Source organism: Dyella psychrodurans (assembly GCF_003363265.1).
Lineage (GTDB): Bacteria > Pseudomonadota > Gammaproteobacteria > Xanthomonadales > Rhodanobacteraceae > Dyella_B > Dyella_B psychrodurans.
The window spans coordinates 215,753-232,109 of record NZ_QRBF01000006.1; the positions used below are offsets into that span (position 1 = coordinate 215,753).

The 16,357-nt window shown below is 60.3% G+C and carries 22 protein-coding genes; 10 read left to right on the forward strand and 12 right to left on the reverse strand.

What is annotated here, in order from left to right; translation table 11 throughout:
• Positions 1-69 precede the first annotated feature (69 nt).
• The gene (locus DWU99_RS16250; RefSeq protein ID WP_147292952.1) at positions 70-297 is read right to left on the reverse strand and encodes a hypothetical protein; all 228 of its coding nucleotides are present in this window, start codon (positions 295-297) and stop codon (positions 70-72) included.
• Between the two features lie 184 nt (positions 298-481).
• On the reverse strand, positions 482-622 hold the full coding sequence (locus DWU99_RS21040) for a hypothetical protein (RefSeq protein ID WP_158543319.1): 141 nt from the start codon (positions 620-622) through the stop codon (positions 482-484).
• A gap of 311 nt (positions 623-933) precedes the next feature.
• Here DWU99_RS21040 and DWU99_RS16255 point away from each other — a divergent pair, with 311 nt between their 5' ends.
• Both DWU99_RS16255 and DWU99_RS16260 read left to right on the forward strand, forming a co-directional pair.
• A complete protein-coding gene (locus DWU99_RS16255; protein ID WP_115479120.1) occupies positions 934-1,467 on the forward strand; it encodes a DUF1190 domain-containing protein in 534 nt (177 codons plus the stop codon).
• Positions 1,464-2,624, forward strand: coding sequence for a glutathionylspermidine synthase family protein (locus DWU99_RS16260; RefSeq protein WP_115479121.1), 1,161 nt, complete (start codon positions 1,464-1,466; stop codon positions 2,622-2,624). The genes DWU99_RS16255 and DWU99_RS16260 overlap by 4 nt, the downstream gene beginning before the upstream one ends.
• Positions 2,625-2,639: 15 nt before the next feature.
• Here DWU99_RS16260 and DWU99_RS16265 read toward each other — a convergent pair whose 3' ends face one another.
• The 5 genes from DWU99_RS16265 to DWU99_RS16285 all read right to left on the reverse strand — a co-directional run bounded on the left by DWU99_RS16265 (position 2,640) and on the right by DWU99_RS16285 (position 6,742).
• Positions 2,640-3,482, reverse strand: a complete 843-nt coding sequence (locus DWU99_RS16265; protein WP_115479122.1) for a class I SAM-dependent methyltransferase — start codon at positions 3,480-3,482, stop codon at positions 2,640-2,642.
• 60 nt (positions 3,483-3,542) lie between these two features.
• Positions 3,543-3,992, reverse strand: coding sequence for a cupin domain-containing protein (locus DWU99_RS16270; RefSeq protein WP_199535824.1), 450 nt, complete (start codon positions 3,990-3,992; stop codon positions 3,543-3,545).
• Between the two features lie 115 nt (positions 3,993-4,107).
• A complete protein-coding gene (locus tag DWU99_RS16275) occupies positions 4,108-5,427 on the reverse strand; it encodes a sensor histidine kinase (protein ID WP_233511182.1) in 1,320 nt (439 codons plus the stop codon).
• On the reverse strand, positions 5,424-6,164 hold the full coding sequence (locus tag DWU99_RS16280) for a response regulator (RefSeq protein ID WP_115479124.1): 741 nt from the start codon (positions 6,162-6,164) through the stop codon (positions 5,424-5,426). The genes DWU99_RS16275 and DWU99_RS16280 overlap by 4 nt, the downstream gene beginning before the upstream one ends.
• Before the next feature lie 35 nt (positions 6,165-6,199).
• A complete protein-coding gene (locus DWU99_RS16285; RefSeq protein ID WP_115479125.1) occupies positions 6,200-6,742 on the reverse strand; it encodes a redoxin domain-containing protein in 543 nt (180 codons plus the stop codon).
• Positions 6,743-7,058: 316 nt separating this feature from the next.
• Here DWU99_RS16285 and DWU99_RS16290 point away from each other — a divergent pair, with 316 nt between their 5' ends.
• The 8 genes from DWU99_RS16290 to DWU99_RS16330 all read left to right on the forward strand — a co-directional run bounded on the left by DWU99_RS16290 (position 7,059) and on the right by DWU99_RS16330 (position 12,049).
• Complete coding sequence (locus tag DWU99_RS16290; RefSeq protein ID WP_115479126.1) at positions 7,059-7,475, forward strand: organic hydroperoxide resistance protein; 417 nt, start codon at positions 7,059-7,061, stop codon at positions 7,473-7,475.
• A 45-nt stretch (positions 7,476-7,520) separates the two neighbouring features.
• A complete protein-coding gene (locus DWU99_RS16295) occupies positions 7,521-7,802 on the forward strand; it encodes a BufA1 family periplasmic bufferin-type metallophore (protein ID WP_115479127.1) in 282 nt (93 codons plus the stop codon).
• Positions 7,799-8,287, forward strand: coding sequence for a DoxX family protein (locus DWU99_RS16300; protein ID WP_199535825.1), 489 nt, complete (start codon positions 7,799-7,801; stop codon positions 8,285-8,287). Before DWU99_RS16295 ends, DWU99_RS16300 begins: the two co-directional genes overlap by 4 nt.
• Before the next feature lie 53 nt (positions 8,288-8,340).
• Entirely contained in the window at positions 8,341-9,105 is a 765-nt protein-coding gene (locus DWU99_RS16305) for an alpha/beta fold hydrolase (protein WP_115479128.1), read from the forward strand.
• A 49-nt stretch (positions 9,106-9,154) separates the two neighbouring features.
• On the forward strand, positions 9,155-9,445 hold the full coding sequence (gene bufA2, locus DWU99_RS16310) for a BufA2 family periplasmic bufferin-type metallophore (RefSeq protein WP_115479129.1): 291 nt from the start codon (positions 9,155-9,157) through the stop codon (positions 9,443-9,445).
• A 64-nt stretch (positions 9,446-9,509) separates the two neighbouring features.
• Positions 9,510-10,361 carry an MNIO family bufferin maturase gene (gene bufB, locus DWU99_RS16315; protein WP_115479130.1) on the forward strand — a complete coding sequence of 284 codons (852 nt, stop codon included), beginning with the start codon at positions 9,510-9,512 and terminating at the stop codon, positions 10,359-10,361.
• Complete coding sequence (locus tag DWU99_RS16320) at positions 10,358-11,107, forward strand: HvfC/BufC N-terminal domain-containing protein (protein WP_115479207.1); 750 nt, start codon at positions 10,358-10,360, stop codon at positions 11,105-11,107. Before bufB ends, DWU99_RS16320 begins: the two co-directional genes overlap by 4 nt.
• A 672-nt stretch (positions 11,108-11,779) precedes the next feature.
• The gene (locus DWU99_RS16330; RefSeq protein WP_115479132.1) at positions 11,780-12,049 is read left to right on the forward strand and encodes an XAC0095 family protein; all 270 of its coding nucleotides are present in this window, start codon (positions 11,780-11,782) and stop codon (positions 12,047-12,049) included.
• A gap of 426 nt (positions 12,050-12,475) precedes the next feature.
• On the opposite strand, the gene DWU99_RS16335 is transcribed toward DWU99_RS16330, so the two are convergent.
• The 5 genes from DWU99_RS16335 to DWU99_RS16355 all read right to left on the reverse strand — a co-directional run.
• Positions 12,476-12,817, reverse strand: a complete 342-nt coding sequence (locus DWU99_RS16335; protein ID WP_115479133.1) for a DUF2251 domain-containing protein — start codon at positions 12,815-12,817, stop codon at positions 12,476-12,478.
• The gene (locus DWU99_RS16340; protein WP_233511183.1) at positions 12,804-13,751 is read right to left on the reverse strand and encodes an RHS repeat-associated core domain-containing protein; all 948 of its coding nucleotides are present in this window, start codon (positions 13,749-13,751) and stop codon (positions 12,804-12,806) included. Before DWU99_RS16340 ends, DWU99_RS16335 begins: the two co-directional genes overlap by 14 nt.
• Positions 13,752-13,824: 73 nt before the next feature.
• Positions 13,825-14,769 (reverse strand): phage tail protein, encoded by a 945-nt coding sequence (locus DWU99_RS16345; protein WP_115479135.1) that lies wholly within the window; start codon positions 14,767-14,769, stop codon positions 13,825-13,827.
• 65 nt (positions 14,770-14,834) lie between these two features.
• Positions 14,835-15,440, reverse strand: a complete 606-nt coding sequence (locus DWU99_RS16350; protein WP_115479136.1) for a DUF416 family protein — start codon at positions 15,438-15,440, stop codon at positions 14,835-14,837.
• Positions 15,437-16,357 (reverse strand): RHS repeat-associated core domain-containing protein (locus tag DWU99_RS16355; RefSeq protein WP_199535826.1); only part of this gene is annotated, 921 nt, incomplete at its 5' end. The genes DWU99_RS16355 and DWU99_RS16350, both read right to left, overlap by 4 nt.

Here is a 16,357-nt window from a genome sequence, read left to right on the forward strand (position 1 = left end):
TGATCCACAATTTGTTTTCGCCCTGGCGTTTCCGCCGCCCCTGGAAATCCCGATGACGAGACGTTCGACCTATCGGCTCAACAGATCGCGCCTGCGTCGTCGGAAAAGAAACCTCGCCACTACCCCAACCACCATCACCGCAGCGAAAGCGCCGTAGCCGTACAGGGCCGGCATGACCTGCTTCCAGATGCTGCCGCTTTCCCGCCCAAAGTTTCCGACGTTTTGGATAGCGATGTCATCGTAGGCCGCCAGGGCACATCCGTATGCAGCGGCTAACGCGACGACGATGACCACCATGTCGTACACCCCGTGCCGCCAAGTCACGCGAGAGCGCTTGCAGGCCACCCAATAGGCCCAGGCTAAAAGGACGAGCCAGGGACCAAGAAGCAGAAGAGATAAGTAGCGCATCTGGCTTAAGGTTTAACAGGATGGGAGCCATTCTAGTGCGACCGCTTTGGATCGGAAGCAGACGCCAGCCTATTCACATCATGGAACGTATGAAGTTCATCAACGACGTTTCCTGAAAGCGTTCTGCGAGCAGAAGCACCACGCCTGCGGCAACGAGAATGAACAGCACTGCCTTGCCCGCCAGCCTCACTATCTTCGTGAATGTAATTTTCATTTTTTCACCTTGGGTGGTGCGGAGACTGGCATCTAAGTCAGGTGCTTCGCCGTGGACCTGGAATAGATCTGCACAAGCATGAACACTTTGCGCGACATTCGCATGAGATCGAAAACCGGCACTTGGCTCCAGAATGGCTCCACGGAAGAACCATGCCGTCCAACGGCATTGCCTGCCGCATGCCCTTCCAAACCTGAGCGGAGTTTAGGCATATCGTCAACCTCGCGACGGTGGTCTTTGGCGGCGGGCTCTTGCGACACTTTCACCGTGGCTTAGAATCGCCTCACCACCGGGGGAATTCAAGGAACGACATGAAACGATCCAGAACGGCATCGCTTGTCGTCATGGGATTAACGCCGCTGTTTCTCAGCGCTTGCGACAACACCCAGAAGAGCCAGCAGATGTTTACCACGCTGGACAATTGCGCCGAAGGCGGTGTCCCTGCTCCGATCTGTCAGCAAGCGCAGAATCAGGCCTCGGCCGAAGCGCCGCGCGCCGCGCCGTCATTTCCAAACCGCGACCAGTGCGCGCAACAGTATGACAACGACACCTGCGAGGAAACCGATAACTGGGACGGCACTTCTACGTGGCACCCGGCGATGTACGGTTTCCTGGTCGGTCGTGTCGTGCACGATCGCGTCACCAGCTTTTATCCGGCCGGCCCCGTGTTTCACAAGCGCGACGATAGTTACTATTCGGCCCACTACGGCCGCATCTATTCAACCGGCCCGGGTGGGTGGCACTCGATTTCGTCGGGTGAAACCGCCGGCGAAGGCGACACGATCGGACGCGGCGGGTTCGGTGGCGAAGGTCACGGCGAAGGCGAAGGCGGGCATGGCGAGTGAAGCGTGTAACGGTTGAACCACGCGGCGACTGGCAGGCAACCGCCGAGCGGTACGGTTTTCGGTTTCATTCCATCAACGGCGAACCCTATTGGGATGAATCCGCCTATTACGCATTTACGCTGCAGCAGATCGAGCGCGACATCGAGGCGCCGACCGCCGAACTTCATCAGCTCGCCATGTCCCTGGTCGGCGATATCGTCGCAAGCGAAGCTTTGCTGACCAGATTGGCGATACCCGAACCCTATTGGGATTGGATCGCCGATTCGTGGCGCCGCCGGCAACCGCATCTCTACGGACGCATGGATCTGGTGTACGACGGCCGCGGGCCCGCAAAGCTCTACGAACTGAACTACGACACGCCGACTTCCGTTTACGAAGCTGCATTCTTCCAGTGGATATGGCTGGAAGAGCAACAACAGCGCGGTGTGCTAGCCGGGAATACGGATCAGTACAACCAGTTGCAGGAGCTGCTGATCCTTGCCTTCGCCACGTTCGGCAAATCGCTGCGCCGGCCGTTCTATTTCGCCGCCGCGCGCAACAGCGCGGAAGACCAGGGCACCATCGAATACCTCCGCGACTGCGCGATCCAGGCCGGCGTCCACGGCGAGACGATTGCCATCGAAGACATCGGTCTGTCGCGGCAAGGCACCTTTACCGATCTGCAAGACAAGGTGATCGGCTCCCTGTTCAAGCTGTATCCGCTCGAATATCTGTTTGCCGACCGATATGGCCCTTACCTTCCTCGCGCGGGCATGCAGTTGATCGAGCCGCCGTGGAAGGCCGTGCTGAGCAACAAGGGCATCCTGCCCTTGCTGTGGGAACGCCATCCCGGCCATCCCCATTTACTGCCCGCTTTTTTCGACGACGATCGAACCGCAGCGTTGGCACCGGGATGGGTGCGCAAGCCGCTGTTCTCGCGCGAGGGTGCCAATGTCGACATCACGTTGCCTGATGGCGAACAGATCAGCTCGCCTGGGCGATACACGAAGAGCCCCGCGATTCGGCAGGCGTTTCATCCGCTGCCCCGCTTCGCGGGCGGTTATCCGCTGATCGGCAGCTGGGTGGTGGGGGATACGCCGGCAGGCATGGGCATCCGCGAAGATGCCACGCTGATCACGCGCGACACCTCGCGCTTCGTGCCGCATGTGATCGAGTAGAAGGCGGCAGCTGAACTAGCGGCGCGTCGCCAGCACGCCGTCGAGCGCGAGTTGCGCCTTGAAGCCCGCCTTTTCCAGGCGTTTCGCCACTTCGCGCGGAACGTCGCGATCGCTGGTGAGCTTGTTGGGGCTGCCCGTGTAATGAAACAGGCGTCCGCCGCGACGGATCACGCGCGCAAGTTGATCGTAGAAAACCTGCGAGTAGAGTTCGCCGGCGATGCCGAAGCGCGGCGGATCGTGCAGCAGCGCGTCCACGGAAGCGTCGGCGATCTGCGCGATCGCCTGCGACACGTCCGCATGGGTGAGTTGCAGGCGACCGCCGTGGGCGGGCTCGCCAGGATCCGGCGACCATGGATTGAGCGTGCGCAACCACAATACATCCGGATTCTTTTCGAAGGAGTGGATGCGCGCCACGCCAGCTTCCAGACAACAGGCAGCGAAATAACCCAAACCGCCGCAGGTATCGAGCAGCACCTTGCCGCGCGGCTCGACCAAGGCCACCTTGCGGCGCGCGTCCTCGAACGGCGATTCCTTCGACGTGGGCAGCATCTTGATGCCGTCGATCTCGAAGGTGGGCGCACCCCATTCGGTGGGCACCAGCTTGATCAGGGAGCCCGAAAATCGCGACACCGACGAAAATTCGTCGCCATCCCAGTAATAAATCGTGCGGTCTTTCAGCTTGTTCGGATACGGGTAGCGCTGCCCTTTCCACTGCCAGGCGTCCGACTGCAGCAGTGCGCTGCCACTTGAACGCCCCAGATCCAGCGAGCCGATCCATTCGCTCGTGCCGATATCGTGCGCGGCAAGCAGCGCCTCGCCGATGGAGCGCGTGAGCAGGGGACCGGAATAATGCGACACGACGAGTAACCTTATTGAAAGAGCGCTTGCGGTTTTTGGGCGATCAGGATGAAGAAGGTCTCATAGCTTGGCGTACGTCTCGTCTTCGCCCGCCATGTACAGCCGCATGCCCTTGTGGGGGTAATCGCAGACATCGTGCTCCAGTCGCTGCCCGACGACCAGGAATACGAGGGGCTCGCTCCCGGTATTGGCCAAGACATGCGCGGCGCCTCGCCGGGGAAAACCGAGAAAATCGCCGGCGCCGATGTGATGCCGCCGATCGTCGATCAACGCCTCCCCACGACCGGAAAGCATGTACAGGCACTCTTCCTCGTAAAGGTGACGGTGATATTCCGACGATTCGTGGCCGGGCATGAGGGTAATGATATGCACGCCCAGTTGCGTCAATCCCGTGACGTCGCCGACGGACTTCATGTGCCGGATCGCATTGGGATTCAACGTATGCTCCGAACGCCTGGCGCTCATCGCCTCGATATCGGCCGCCTTCAATAGCTCACGTGGTTGCGTCACGGCGCCACACTCCGCATCTGGGTATGACTCCATTTTGCACGAATGCGGCGAATCGACGAAATCGCGTGCGCAAGAGGATGCAACGCTGCAACGATGTCGCCACGATGGTTTCCGCTCAAGACAAGGTGACGGTCGCCACCAACCCGCCACCCTCTCGATTGGCCAGCGTGAGGTTTCCGCCGATCGCTCGCGTAAGTTGTGCCGCGATCGCCAGCCCAAGTCCCGCACCGCCGGTATCGCGGTTGCGCGATGCTTCCAGGCGATAGAACGGCTGAAGCACCTGTTCCAGTTCTTCTTCGGGGATGCCCGGACCACGATCCGATACGGCGATGCACAGTGCGCCCTGCGCATTTCGCCACGCGCCGACTTCGGCGGCACCGCCATACTTGATCGCGTTGTCGACCAGATTGCCCAATACACGGCGCAACGCCTGCTGACGCACCATCGCAGCGCCGTCGATGGAATCGGACAGCGTGACTGGCTTGCCGACATCCTGGTAGTCGAACACCAGGCTTTCGAGAAATGCTTCCACGTTCATGCGCACCGGCGTCTCCGCGCCGCCGTGCGCGCTGCGGGCATAGGCCACGCCTTCCCGCACGAGATGCTCCATCTCGTGCAGATCGCGAAGGATTTTTTTGCGTTCTTCGCCCTCGTCCAGATTCTCGGCGCGAAGCCGCATGCGCGTGATCGGCGTCTGCAGGTCGTGCGAGATCGAGGCCAGGATATGCAAGCGTTCCTTGAGATGACGCGCGACACGCTCCTGCATGGTGTTGAAAGCCACGGCGGCATGCGCCACTTCGGTGGGACCTTTCTCGCTCATGCGCGGCCCGTCGGCGGTCGGCGTCATCGAATCGGCGGCTTGCGCCAGCTGCGTCAACGGCCGTGTCGCAAACCGAACCGCCGCCCACGTGCACACGAGCAGCAGCAGCAGTTGCAACGTCAGCACGACAGGAAGCCACGACGCCACGGGTGCCATGTACGGCGTGACTTCCAGCGTGAGCGGCGAACCGTCATGCAAGGTGAGATGCACCTGGTAGCGTTCCGGTTTTACCGAGATGTTGTCGCCGTATACGTGGTAATCGGGACCGACCTCTCTGGCGATGCGGCGAATGACCTCGCGCGAACGCTCGGAAGCCAGCGGCTTGCCAGGCTCGCCCGTACCCAGCAGGAAGCGGTAATTGTCGCGCTGAAGACGACCGAGCCAGTTGGGGCGTTCCTGCGCAGGCAGTCGGTCCAGTATCGCGACCGACGTGCCTACCTCATGTTCGACGGTATTGAGCATCACCGATACGGCGCTTTGGTAACGCTCGTAGGACTGCAGCGCCATGGAAAGGCCTTGCGCCAGCAGCAAACCCGCCAGGATGATCAGATAGAGACGCGACGCCATGCTGCGCGGCAACCAGCGCTTCGATGCCATCGATGCCAGACCGCTCATGCGTCGTCCCCGTGCACCGTCACCGGCATGCTGAACACATAGCCTTCGCTGCGCACCGTCTTGATATAGGTCTGGTCTTTCGCCTTGTCGTCGAGGCGGGTTCGCAAGCGACTCACCAGCAGATCGATGGAGCGGTCGAAAAGCTCCGCATCTCTGCCCTGCGTCAGATTGAGCAGTTGGTCGCGCGACAGCACGCGCTGCGGATGATCCAGAAACACGCGCAGCAGGCGGAATTCGGCACCGCTCAGCGCAACGATGGTGCCGTCCTCATCGATCAAGTGACGCGCGGTAGTATCCAGGCGCCAACGGCCGAAGGACAACGTGTCGCTCGTCTCCGTGATGCGCAGATTGGGCGGCAGCATGCGCGTGCGCCGGATCACCGCCTTGATGCGCGCCAGCAGTTCGCGCGGCGAGAACGGCTTGACCACGTAATCGTCCGCGCCCATCTCCAGGCCGATGATGCGATCGGTTTCGTCGTCGCGCGCGGTGAGCAGCAGGATCGGCACGGCGCGATGCTTGCCGCTGCGCAGCGTGCGGCACAGCACCAGGCCGTCGTCGCCCGGCATCATGATGTCGAGCACGATCAGGTCGAACGCCGAGGTGTCGAGCTGCGCGAACATGTCGCGCCCGTCGACGGCCGCGCTCGCGCGCAGGCCGTTCTTGCGTAGATAGTCCACGACACCGGTGCGAATGTCGTGATCGTCATCGACGACGAGGATGTGGTCGACGTGATCCATGTGATTCATCCAAAAGGTTGGGTTGCGGTGACGTCTTACGGTGCTTTGCCAAGCAACTGTCGCACGCGCTGTTCGGTCTCGACATAGTTTCCCTCACCTATGTGGCTGTACACCACGCGACCGTTCTGATCGATGAGATAAAGCGCCGGCCAGAAGTGGTTGCCGTAGGCGTTCCAGATGCGCGATTCATTATCCACCGCAACCGGCCAGGTGATCTCGAGCTGGCGGATCGCCGATTGAAGCGTGGCCGGATCGCGTTCTTCGTCGTACTCGGGCGTGTGGACGCCCACGACCACCAGGCCGTCCTTGCCGTATTTCTCATACAGCTCCTTGGTGTGCGGCAGTACGTGGATGCAGTTGATGCATTCGCGCGTCCAGAACTCGACCAGCACGACCTTGCCGCGAAGTCCGGCCATCGTCAGCGGCTGGGAGTTGTACCAGCGGTCCGCGCCGGTGAAATCCGCCGCCTGGGCGACCGATTCCTGGGCGCTGGCCGTGGTGGTCCACGCGTCGGGCCAGTAGGCCAGCAGCGCCGAAGCCAGGGCGGCCAGGGCGATGGCGATACGCAGGAAAGTCATGGGGTTTGCCTCGTCAGAGTGGATGGCGGCGCCAGTGCGCGTTGCCTTGGCCGCTATTTGACGGGCCTCAGTTATCCGGGACGTGTCCGCCAAACCGGCTTTTTGTATCCGTTTGTACAACGGCATCGCGCCGCCAGCCGCCCGGGATCGGCCGGTTTTGTATCGGAACGTATCCAGCGCCGCCCGCTACACATTCCGATGCTTTTTGGCGCTCCGCGCGACACATCCGGGATACGCCACGACGGTTTCCTATGCACACCGGCCGACTCCTCGCCGCCCGCCCGGGGCGAATGGCCTTTCACTCAGGAAACCCACCATGTCTAACAACACCGTTCTCTATACCGCCCAGACCGTCACCACCGGTGGCCGCGACGGCCAGTCGCGCAGCAGCGACAACCGCCTGGACATCAAGCTCTCGCTGCCCGGCTCCGCCGGCACCGGCACCAATCCGGAGCAGCTGTTCGCCGCCGGCTGGTCCGCCTGCTTCATTGGCGCGATAGGTCGCGCCGCGCAGGAATTGGGCATCCGTCTTCCCGCCGACGCTTCAGTGGCCGCCGAAGTGGATCTGAACAACGCCCCCGAAGAAGGCTTCTCCATTTCGGCCCGCCTGCAGGTGAGCCTGCCGGGACTCGACCTCGCCCTCGCCCAGTCCATCGCCGATCGCGCGCACCAGATCTGCCCGTACTCGAAGGCGACGCGCGGAAACATCAACGCCGTCATCACCGCCGTCTGAGCGGCGCCCACATCTGACTTCACTCACTCATTCACGGAGACATTCATGAAAAGCACCTACGCAACCATGGCCGCCGCACTGGCCTTCTCACTGGCAACGCTGGCGACCAGCGCACATGCCACGTCCAGCTCGGCGAAGCCGGCGATGGAGAAATGCTACGGCGTGGCAGGCGCCGGCAAGAACGATTGCGCCGCCGGCCCGGGCACGACCTGCGCGGGTACCGCCAAGGCCGACTACCAGGGCAACGCCTGGATTCTGGTCCCCAAGGGCACCTGCACCACGATCAAGACGCCGAAGGGTTTCGGCTCGCTGCAGGCCAAGTCATGAGCTCGCGCAGCATGGAAATCGCCTCGACGAAGTTCGCGGTGAGCGAACCTCGCGATAGCGCACCGACAACGTGGCTGTCGCGCATCGTGCCCGACAACTTGCTGCTGCTTGTCGCGCGCCTCGGCATCGCCGCCGTGTTCTTCCAGTCGGGACGCACGAAAGTCGAAGGTTTCCTGACGATCAAGCCATCCACCTATGACTTGTTCGCCAACGAATACGCGCTGCCGCTGATCCCATCCGATTGGGCGGCGCGCATATCGACCGGCGCGGAACATCTGTTCCCCGTGTTGCTGGTGCTGGGCTTGTTCACGCGGGCTTCCGCGCTCGCGCTGCTCGGCATGACTACGGTGATCGAAGTGTTCGTGTACCCCGATGCGTGGCCCACGCACTTGAGCTGGGCCGGCCTGCTGCTGCCTCTCGTCGCTCGCGGCGGCGGCACGTGGTCGCTGGATCGCCTGCGCCGCGGCTGGTCGCTGTCGCGCTGATCGCCGCACCAAACATCCGTTCTTTCATAGCAATTCCCCCGAGGAAAAACCCCATGCGTAAATCGTTGAGTTTGATAGCTCTCATGTTGGCGGCGGCCAGCCCCGCCTTCGCCGCCGACACCACGCCTCCCGCACCAACCGGCATCAAGAACATCGTGATCGTTCCCGGTGCTTTCGTGGATGGCTCGGGCTGGCACGTCGTGCACGACATCCTGATCCACAAGGGCTACACCGTGAGCGTGGTGCAGCCGCACATCGAATCGCTGCCCAATGACGCCGACGCAGTGTTTCGGCAGCTTCGCAAGCAAGACGGTCCGACCTTGCTGGTCGGCAGCGATTACGGCGGCGCCGTGATCAGCGAGGCCGGCAACCGCGACAAGGTCAAGGGCCTGGTTTATGTCGCTGCCGTGGCGCCGAGCGTAGGCGAAAGCGTGCTGCAGCTCGTCGAATCCATGCCCGAGCCCAGCAGCGATCTGCAAACGTCCTTCGACGGCTACATCGTGGTCGACCAGAAGAAATTCGGCGCGGATCTCGGCGGCGACCTCACCGCGAACCGCACCAACTTCATGGCGATCTCGCAGGTACCGGGAACCGTCGCCGCGCTGCGCCACGCCGCCGGCGTCGCGGCATGGCGCAACAAGCCCAGCTGGGCGGTCGTCGCCACCGAAGACCATTTCTACAGCCCCGATCTGCAGCGCTCGATGTACCAGCGTGCCGGTTCCAAGATCACCGAGATCAAGGGCAGCCATCTCGTTTTCATGTCGCAGCCGGAACAGGTTGCGCAAGTCATCGAAGAAGCGGCGCAGAGCCTGAAATAACCCCGCGTTTACTCACTGTCCCCAACACACTCAACCCAAGGAAAACATCATGAACACTCTCGTCTCCAAGTCCCGCAACAGCTTCGCCGCTGCCGCAGCCGTCGTCGCGCTCGCCCTCGCCTCGGTGCACGTCACCGCGCACGCCGCCGATCAGTCCGTGCAGAAGGAACAGCCGGGCCGCTGCTACGGCGTCAACACCTGCAAGGGCCAAAGCCTCTGCGCCACCGCCAAGCACGACTGCAAGGGCCTCAACGATTGCAAAGGCCAGGGCGTCGTCGTGAAGGCACCGAGCGCATGCGTCGCTGCGGGCGGCACGCTGACCGAACCGCAAGGCAAGTAATCGATCCGGCTGGACCCGCACGGCGCGGGTCCAGCCCTTCACTCTTCAGTCCAGGAGCCACGCGATGTCCACGTCACTATCCACGTTTGCAGGTTATGGACTCGGCTTGCGCCGGGAGCACTACCGCGACTTCCTCGACACCCGTGTGCGCGTCGATTTTGTCGAGGTCATCTCCGAGAACTTCATGGTCGAAGGCGGCCAGCCGCGCGACATTCTTCGCCGGATACGCGAACGTCACCCGGTGGTGCTGCACGGCGTGTCGATGTCGATCGGTTCCGCCGATGGCCTGAAGACAGAGTATCTGCGCACATTGAAATCGCTGGCGGACGAGATCGAGCCGCTTTTTGTCTCCGATCATTTGAGCTGGTCTCGCATCGATCGCTTCAATTCGCACGATCTGCTGCCAGTGCCCTACACCGAAGAGGCGCTGGACATCGTCTGCGCCAATATCCACAGGGCGCAGGATGTATTGGGCCGCGCCATGCTGTTCGAAAATCCGTCCAGCTACATCGCCTTCGGCGATGCCGCGATGACCGAATGGGAATTTCTCGACGCGATGAGCAAGCGCACCGGCTGCGGCCTGCTGCTCGACGTCAACAACATTTTCGTGAGCGCCACCAATCACGGTTTCGACGCGCACGCCTACCTTCATGGCATTCCAGCCGATCGCGTGCGGCAGATCCATCTCGCCGGACACAGCGAGGGCAGCGAGCTGCTGATCGATACGCACGACAGCCCCGTTTGCGACGAGGTCTGGGCGCTCTACGCGAAAGCCATCGCGCTGACCGGGCCGGTCGCGACCATGATCGAGCGCGACGGCAACATTCCGCCGCTCAAGGATCTGCTCGACGAACTGGCGATCGCGCGGAGCATCGGCGATATCGATGCGTGGGCGCGCAAGGCGGTGGCGGCATGAAACTCGCCGATATGCAACGCGATTTTCGATCTTGGCTCGTGACCGCATCGGACGATGCGGCATCGCGCCTGAGCGGCGGCTCCAGCGCCGGGTTGAACGTCTATCAGAACAACTATCGCGTCCAGCTGATCAGTTGTCTGGAAGCGAGCTACCCGCACGTCCGTACATGGCTCGGCGAAGAAGCGTTTCTGGCCGCGGCCATCGCCCATATCGACAGCCACCCGCCGCATGCGTGGACGCTCGACGCCTACAGCGGCGACTTCGACGGAACGCTGACGTCGCTCTATCCCGACAACCCGGACGTGCGCGAGCTGGCGCGCATCGAACTCGCGCTTGCGCAAGCGTTCGTGGCGGTCGATGGCGATGCGCTGACGCCGGACGCGCTCGCGCAGACCGATTGGGATGCGGCCCGGTTGCGTCTCGCGCCGTCGCTCAAGATTTTGACGGCGACGACCAATGCAGCAGATACCTGGTCGGCCTTTCAACGAAACGAAGCGCTGCCCGAAAGCCAGATGCTCGCGGAAACCGCCGGCGTGATCGTATGGCGACAGCAGTTCACTGTCTTTCTCGAAGCGGTGGATGCGCTGGAATATGCCGCGATGTTGCTGATCCAGAAAGACGGAAACTTTGCCGGGCTTTGCGACATGCTCGTGGAAAGGCTCGGCGAGCAAGAAGGCATCGCCAAAGCCGGTGCGCTGCTGGTGAACTGGATCAGCAAGGAGTGGCTGGCGGAGACGGCCGCGTAACTTTTAAAAAAGGCCCAAGGCTCGCACCACAACGTGCACAGTGAAGCGGCAGCAACTTGAAGAAGCCCCGATTGGGATTTACGCCAACGCCTTGACAGGTCTGGCCAATAACCCAGATTGCACTGAACGCAAGGTATCCTCCCGCCCCATCTCGAATGCCCGCTTCACATCTGTTTTGGCCGTGCAGTCCCAGGTCGATACCGGGACTTTGCAGCCCCGTTGCTTCCGACCCGTGGCGGACATTTTTGCGGCGGTCAAAATCGGCATTACCGCCAATATCAAATCCGCGTGCACTGACAGATAACCATGTCGCAGGTATGCGAAGGTGCTTTCGTCGGGCGTGCCCATCCCGATTCGATGATTACGGCACGCCCGACATGAGTGAAGTAGCGCGGATCGCCTGGGTAGCCGCCCAAACGATCCGCTGGCCACAACCAACCTAGGATGTTGATCATGGTTACGTTCGATCATACGGCACGCACGCTCGCGCGTGACCCCGCCAAGCCGCTATTTGTACTACTTCACCGCCGCTCATACTGGACGGCGTCGGGCCACAATGGGCACACGTAGAAAACGGTACCGGAAAGTTCCAACACTACGTGCAGGATTTTTCCTGTAGCCCTTCGCGCCACGCGCAATACGTGGCGCGACCTACGGTAATGGAATAGGCCCATGAATCACCCCAACTACGACCTGCTCAGCGCGGGAAGCTACGTGCTGTCCAAAGACGACTACGACGAGCTACGCATGATTCGCGACAAGCTTCTTCTGATGGCGCAGCTCGCCGGCACCGAGACGACCAACGGTGATCACGACACCATGCTTTTCATCAACCGCAGCATGATCGGGCGTCTCTTCGCCGATCTAAGCTTTCAGATGGGCGATGTGCTGGAGACCATCAAGCACGCCACAACCAGCGTTGATCTTGCTCAGGCGCACTGATTGAAGGCCGCAGGCTTTGCCGCGTACGCCGTGAAAGACTCAACTTCGTACAGTTTATGGGTGAATGATTTTTGCTATGCAGTCGGACTCGACCAGGGCGAACTGGTGACGATTTCGGCACCGCCGAGGAAAGAGACGGAGGTAGTTAATCCTAAATAACTACCTCCGCCCCCTTTGTTTCGGCATGGATTCAGAACGATGACTGGTGCGATCTTGGCACCGCACACAACACAACAGCTGTCGGTCAGCGCTATACGGGAAACACCCCTCTCCGCGATGATCGGAGATGGGCGTCTATTTGCCTATTGACCGGAGCGGCGAAATGGTGACCCCGTTTTGCCATCGTTGCTCCGATCCCTGCTGGTGTATTGGCCGCCGCCTTTGACATGCTATTCATCTGCGAAGCCTGAAAACTACTCAGGGCTTTCAGGGCGTTTTGAAGGTGTTCTTAATCGACTCCGGGATCGAACCACTGTGCTCGGATTCACCGCCGAATGCCTCGTGACTTTTTGCATCGAATACCGCGCACAACTGGTTCTTGATGAACAAACCAACAAAACGTTCATTGCCACTCCATCGAATGGCCAAGTCGTCCAAGCTGTACCTAAATGGTCCAACGGAAACACGGATAGCAGCGGTCACTTTCTGGCCTTCAGTGCGCGTGAGGTCATAAAGATAAAAGTACCCCACATCATCATCGTGCTCGTACACACCGGCCCGGCTTCCATCAGAATTTACCTGGCTTTCAAATATGTCATTGTTTGTCATTGAATAACCATGGATGGTTGTCTTTGTAATTGTCACCACTACGATGATCGGTTCGGCTCATCGGTGAAACTCCACCCTCGGGAGTCCCATCGACATGATGCAGTTCCATTGGATGACCATCTGGCCCGGTGGGCGCCCCGCCTTTTTGCATTCTAGCGAGGTCTTCTTCGCTATATTTCGCCGGATTGGCTTTAGCCTCCGCTTTCCAATACGCGGCTCGCTCGGCTTTAAAGGCAGCGCGATCTATTTTCGATGCTGTCTTTCCGGCTTTTGCTACTTCACCTGCTTCCTTCAATACTCCTGATGCCACTCCTCCGATAACCGGAAGAGCGCCTACCGTAGCAACAGCTACATTAAGGGGAGAAGGATCGCTTACCGCATCCGTGACATTTTGGACGTCGCTAGCTATCGGAACAAAGCCCATCAACCTTACGGCTGGAGCCTGAGCCGCTGCAATTTGATTCGGGACGTCTTCAGGCTTACAGCCAGCTGTATTCGCGCAACCGCTATAAGCGGCCAAATATTGCGCCGAATAGTCCTGCCTACCATCAGGGTCCGTGCGCATGACGGGATTATTGCTTGCATAGACATACCGATTGAAACCGTACACATCACCCGGCTGCACCCCCACCGGATCCACACTCAAAAACCTTCCCGCCTCCGGGTCGTAATACCGCGCCTGCATGTACACCAGGTCGGTATCCGGATCGTTCACGTGCCCCGTGTAACCTGGGCCGTTGGGTGGTTGACCCAACGCCTGCTGACCGTAAGGCCGGTAGTCGAAGGTCTTGGTGATGTTGCCTTGCGCGTCCGCTTCAGCCAGGACCGTGCCATTGGGATCGGTGAGGATGTAGGTGACTTTGTCGGCGTGCACCACGCCGCAGAGCAGCAGGCACGTCAGCACCCACAGCGCGCGCAACAGGGATGGTTTCATCATGGCTTTCCTTGTCGGGTTGTCGTCGCTTGTTTTCCATCAATGCAGCTTCTTTGCACCATCACATGCCCACTCAACCGCTCCAAGGCGAACACCCGTAGCTATTGCATGCTTTCACTTGGAAGGTGCGTACGGCGCCTTGGGCATAGCCGCCCGACCACGATGTATCGGGTCCCGAATACATCTGCATCGTGGTGGAGCCGGTCGTTGCTTGCACCACGTAATACGCTGCATTGGGCACGGCGTTCCAGGTGACCGTTGCCATAATCATCGGGCCTGTGGAAACTTGTTTCACCGTGACGGTAGGTGCAGCGGGTACCAACTCGACCGCTTCGGTCACGACGTTGCTCCACGGCCCGCATCCGGCGTTGTTGCATGCTATGACTTGATAGCCATAGGTGCCCGCACCGCGTCCTGCGGTACTCCAATGGGTGGCACCGTTATCTTGTACGGTGGTCCAGCCGCCACCGTTGTATTGTTCCTGCAAGACATAGCGATTGGCGTCGTTCACGCCAGTCCAGCTTACGGTGTAGCTGCCGTCAGCGCTGAAGCCGGGCACACTGATGCTAGGGACATAGGTGGGCGGGACAGTCACGGACACCGTGTGGCTGGTGGTGTAGCCGCTGCAGCCGTAGGTGTTGCACGCTCTCACTCGATAGACGTAGCCGCCCGACACGCCGACTCCCACATTGGCACTGGCACCACCGCCGTCGTACACCACGGCCCAACCGCCGCCGTTGATGCTTTGCTCCAGGCTATAGGTGGTGGCGTTCAGGCTGCTGGCCCAGCTTACCGGCACGGGATTGAAGCTTGCGCCCGGCACACTGATGGAGGTCGGTGCGGAAGGCACATTCTCCAATTGCACGTTGGTCGATTGCCCCCAATCACCGCAGCCATACACGTTGCAAGCCTGCACCCGAAAACTGTAGGTGCCATTGGCGGCGGGATGGATGGTGAAGGTGGCAGCGCTGCCGTTGTAGATCGAGGTCCAATGTTGTTCGTTGAATTGCTTCTCCACGTTGTAGCTGGTGACACCGTTGGCGGTGGACCAGGTGATGGTGATGTTCTTTGCCCGATTACCTATCAGAGCTTTAGCCGTAGCCGGCGATAATCCAATTGATTGACACGTTCAATGGCGGCAATGAGAACGACCGGACCTTCGCCTGATATAGCTTGCAAATACGCAATGTCGTCATGCAATAAGCGCAACTCTTCTTGCATGAGATGGTGGTGGAGAATGTCCTGTTGAAATCCATCAACAGCAGGGTCTATGCCTGTGCCGTTGAGGATGAAGAGGTACAACGTATCCCATCTTGCTTGGACCGCTTCCATTAGATTCGATAGGTCGCCACTATCAAGATAGGACAACAGGCAGCAAGCGATGTTTGCCGCGTCGATAGCCGCAGATGTGTAAATGGATGTGTAATTTTCTGAGTCCGGCAATACTTCTTCGCATGCCTCCACAGTGACAAACTTCGCGCCATCGCGCGAACCCGCTTCAAGTGCGGCCCAGCATTGGGCCAAGGCGGCCCGAAGTTCTGCACCGCCCAAACCGCCCGAGTCAGCTTGAAATTGAAAGTAGCTGGGCAAAGCCCGTTCCAAAAGAAATACACCGAACGCTATGCGCCTGGTTTCATCCAGCTCTTTTAGGTGCGCGTGGATAACGCTTGGTACAAACGAATACATCATGGCTGCTGCTTCAATGGTGACAATGGGGTAACACCATGTTGCTCTAGCGCTTGTGCGCAAGACGAACAAATCGGCCGACTGGCGGCCGTGCCGGTGGGTGTCAAACCCATCTCCTTAGCAACGTTAATACCATTGACTTCTGCATGCGTACCGGCGACGCCTTTTCCGGCGACTTCACCGTCCTTTAGCGCCCCTTGCGCCGCTGACCTCAGCGTGCCTTCGCTAGAGGAAACCACTCGCACCCCTTCCTTAGTTTCCGTAACAGCAATAGTGACAGATCGTTGCGTTCTCGCACTCATCGTGCCTGCGATGGCTGTTGCCCGCTCTGCGGCAGAGGCACCCTTCACAGCATCGGCCGCAACCCCACCGACCACAGGCAATACACCAACCGCAGCAGCAGCAATATTCATTGCCGAGGGATTCGTAATGGCCTGGCCAATATTCACCCCGTCGCCTACGACGGGCAGAACGCCTAGCCCCGCCTGTATTGCAGGGCCGACCCTGTCGTTGGGCGAGATGTACGTTTGGGGCACACCGCCATCTAGTCGATAGATGGCCGCGTATGCTGGCCCTGTTTCGCGCCCATTCGGGTCAATGTTGCCAATCGGATTGTTGTTCGCATACACATACCGGTTAAACCCATACACATCACCCGGCGTCGGGCCTACCGGATCCGCACTCAAAAACCTTCCCGCCTCCGGGTCGTAATACCGCGCCTGCATGTACACCAGGTCGGTATCCGGATCGTTGACGTGGCCGGTGTAACCCGGCCCGTTCGGCGGCTGACCTAGCGCCTGCTGACCGTAGGGTCGGTAGTCGAACGTCTTGGTGATGTTGCCTTGCGCGTCCGCTTCGGCCAGGACCGTGCCATTGGGATCGGTGAGGATGTAGGTGACTTTGTCGGCATGCACCACGCC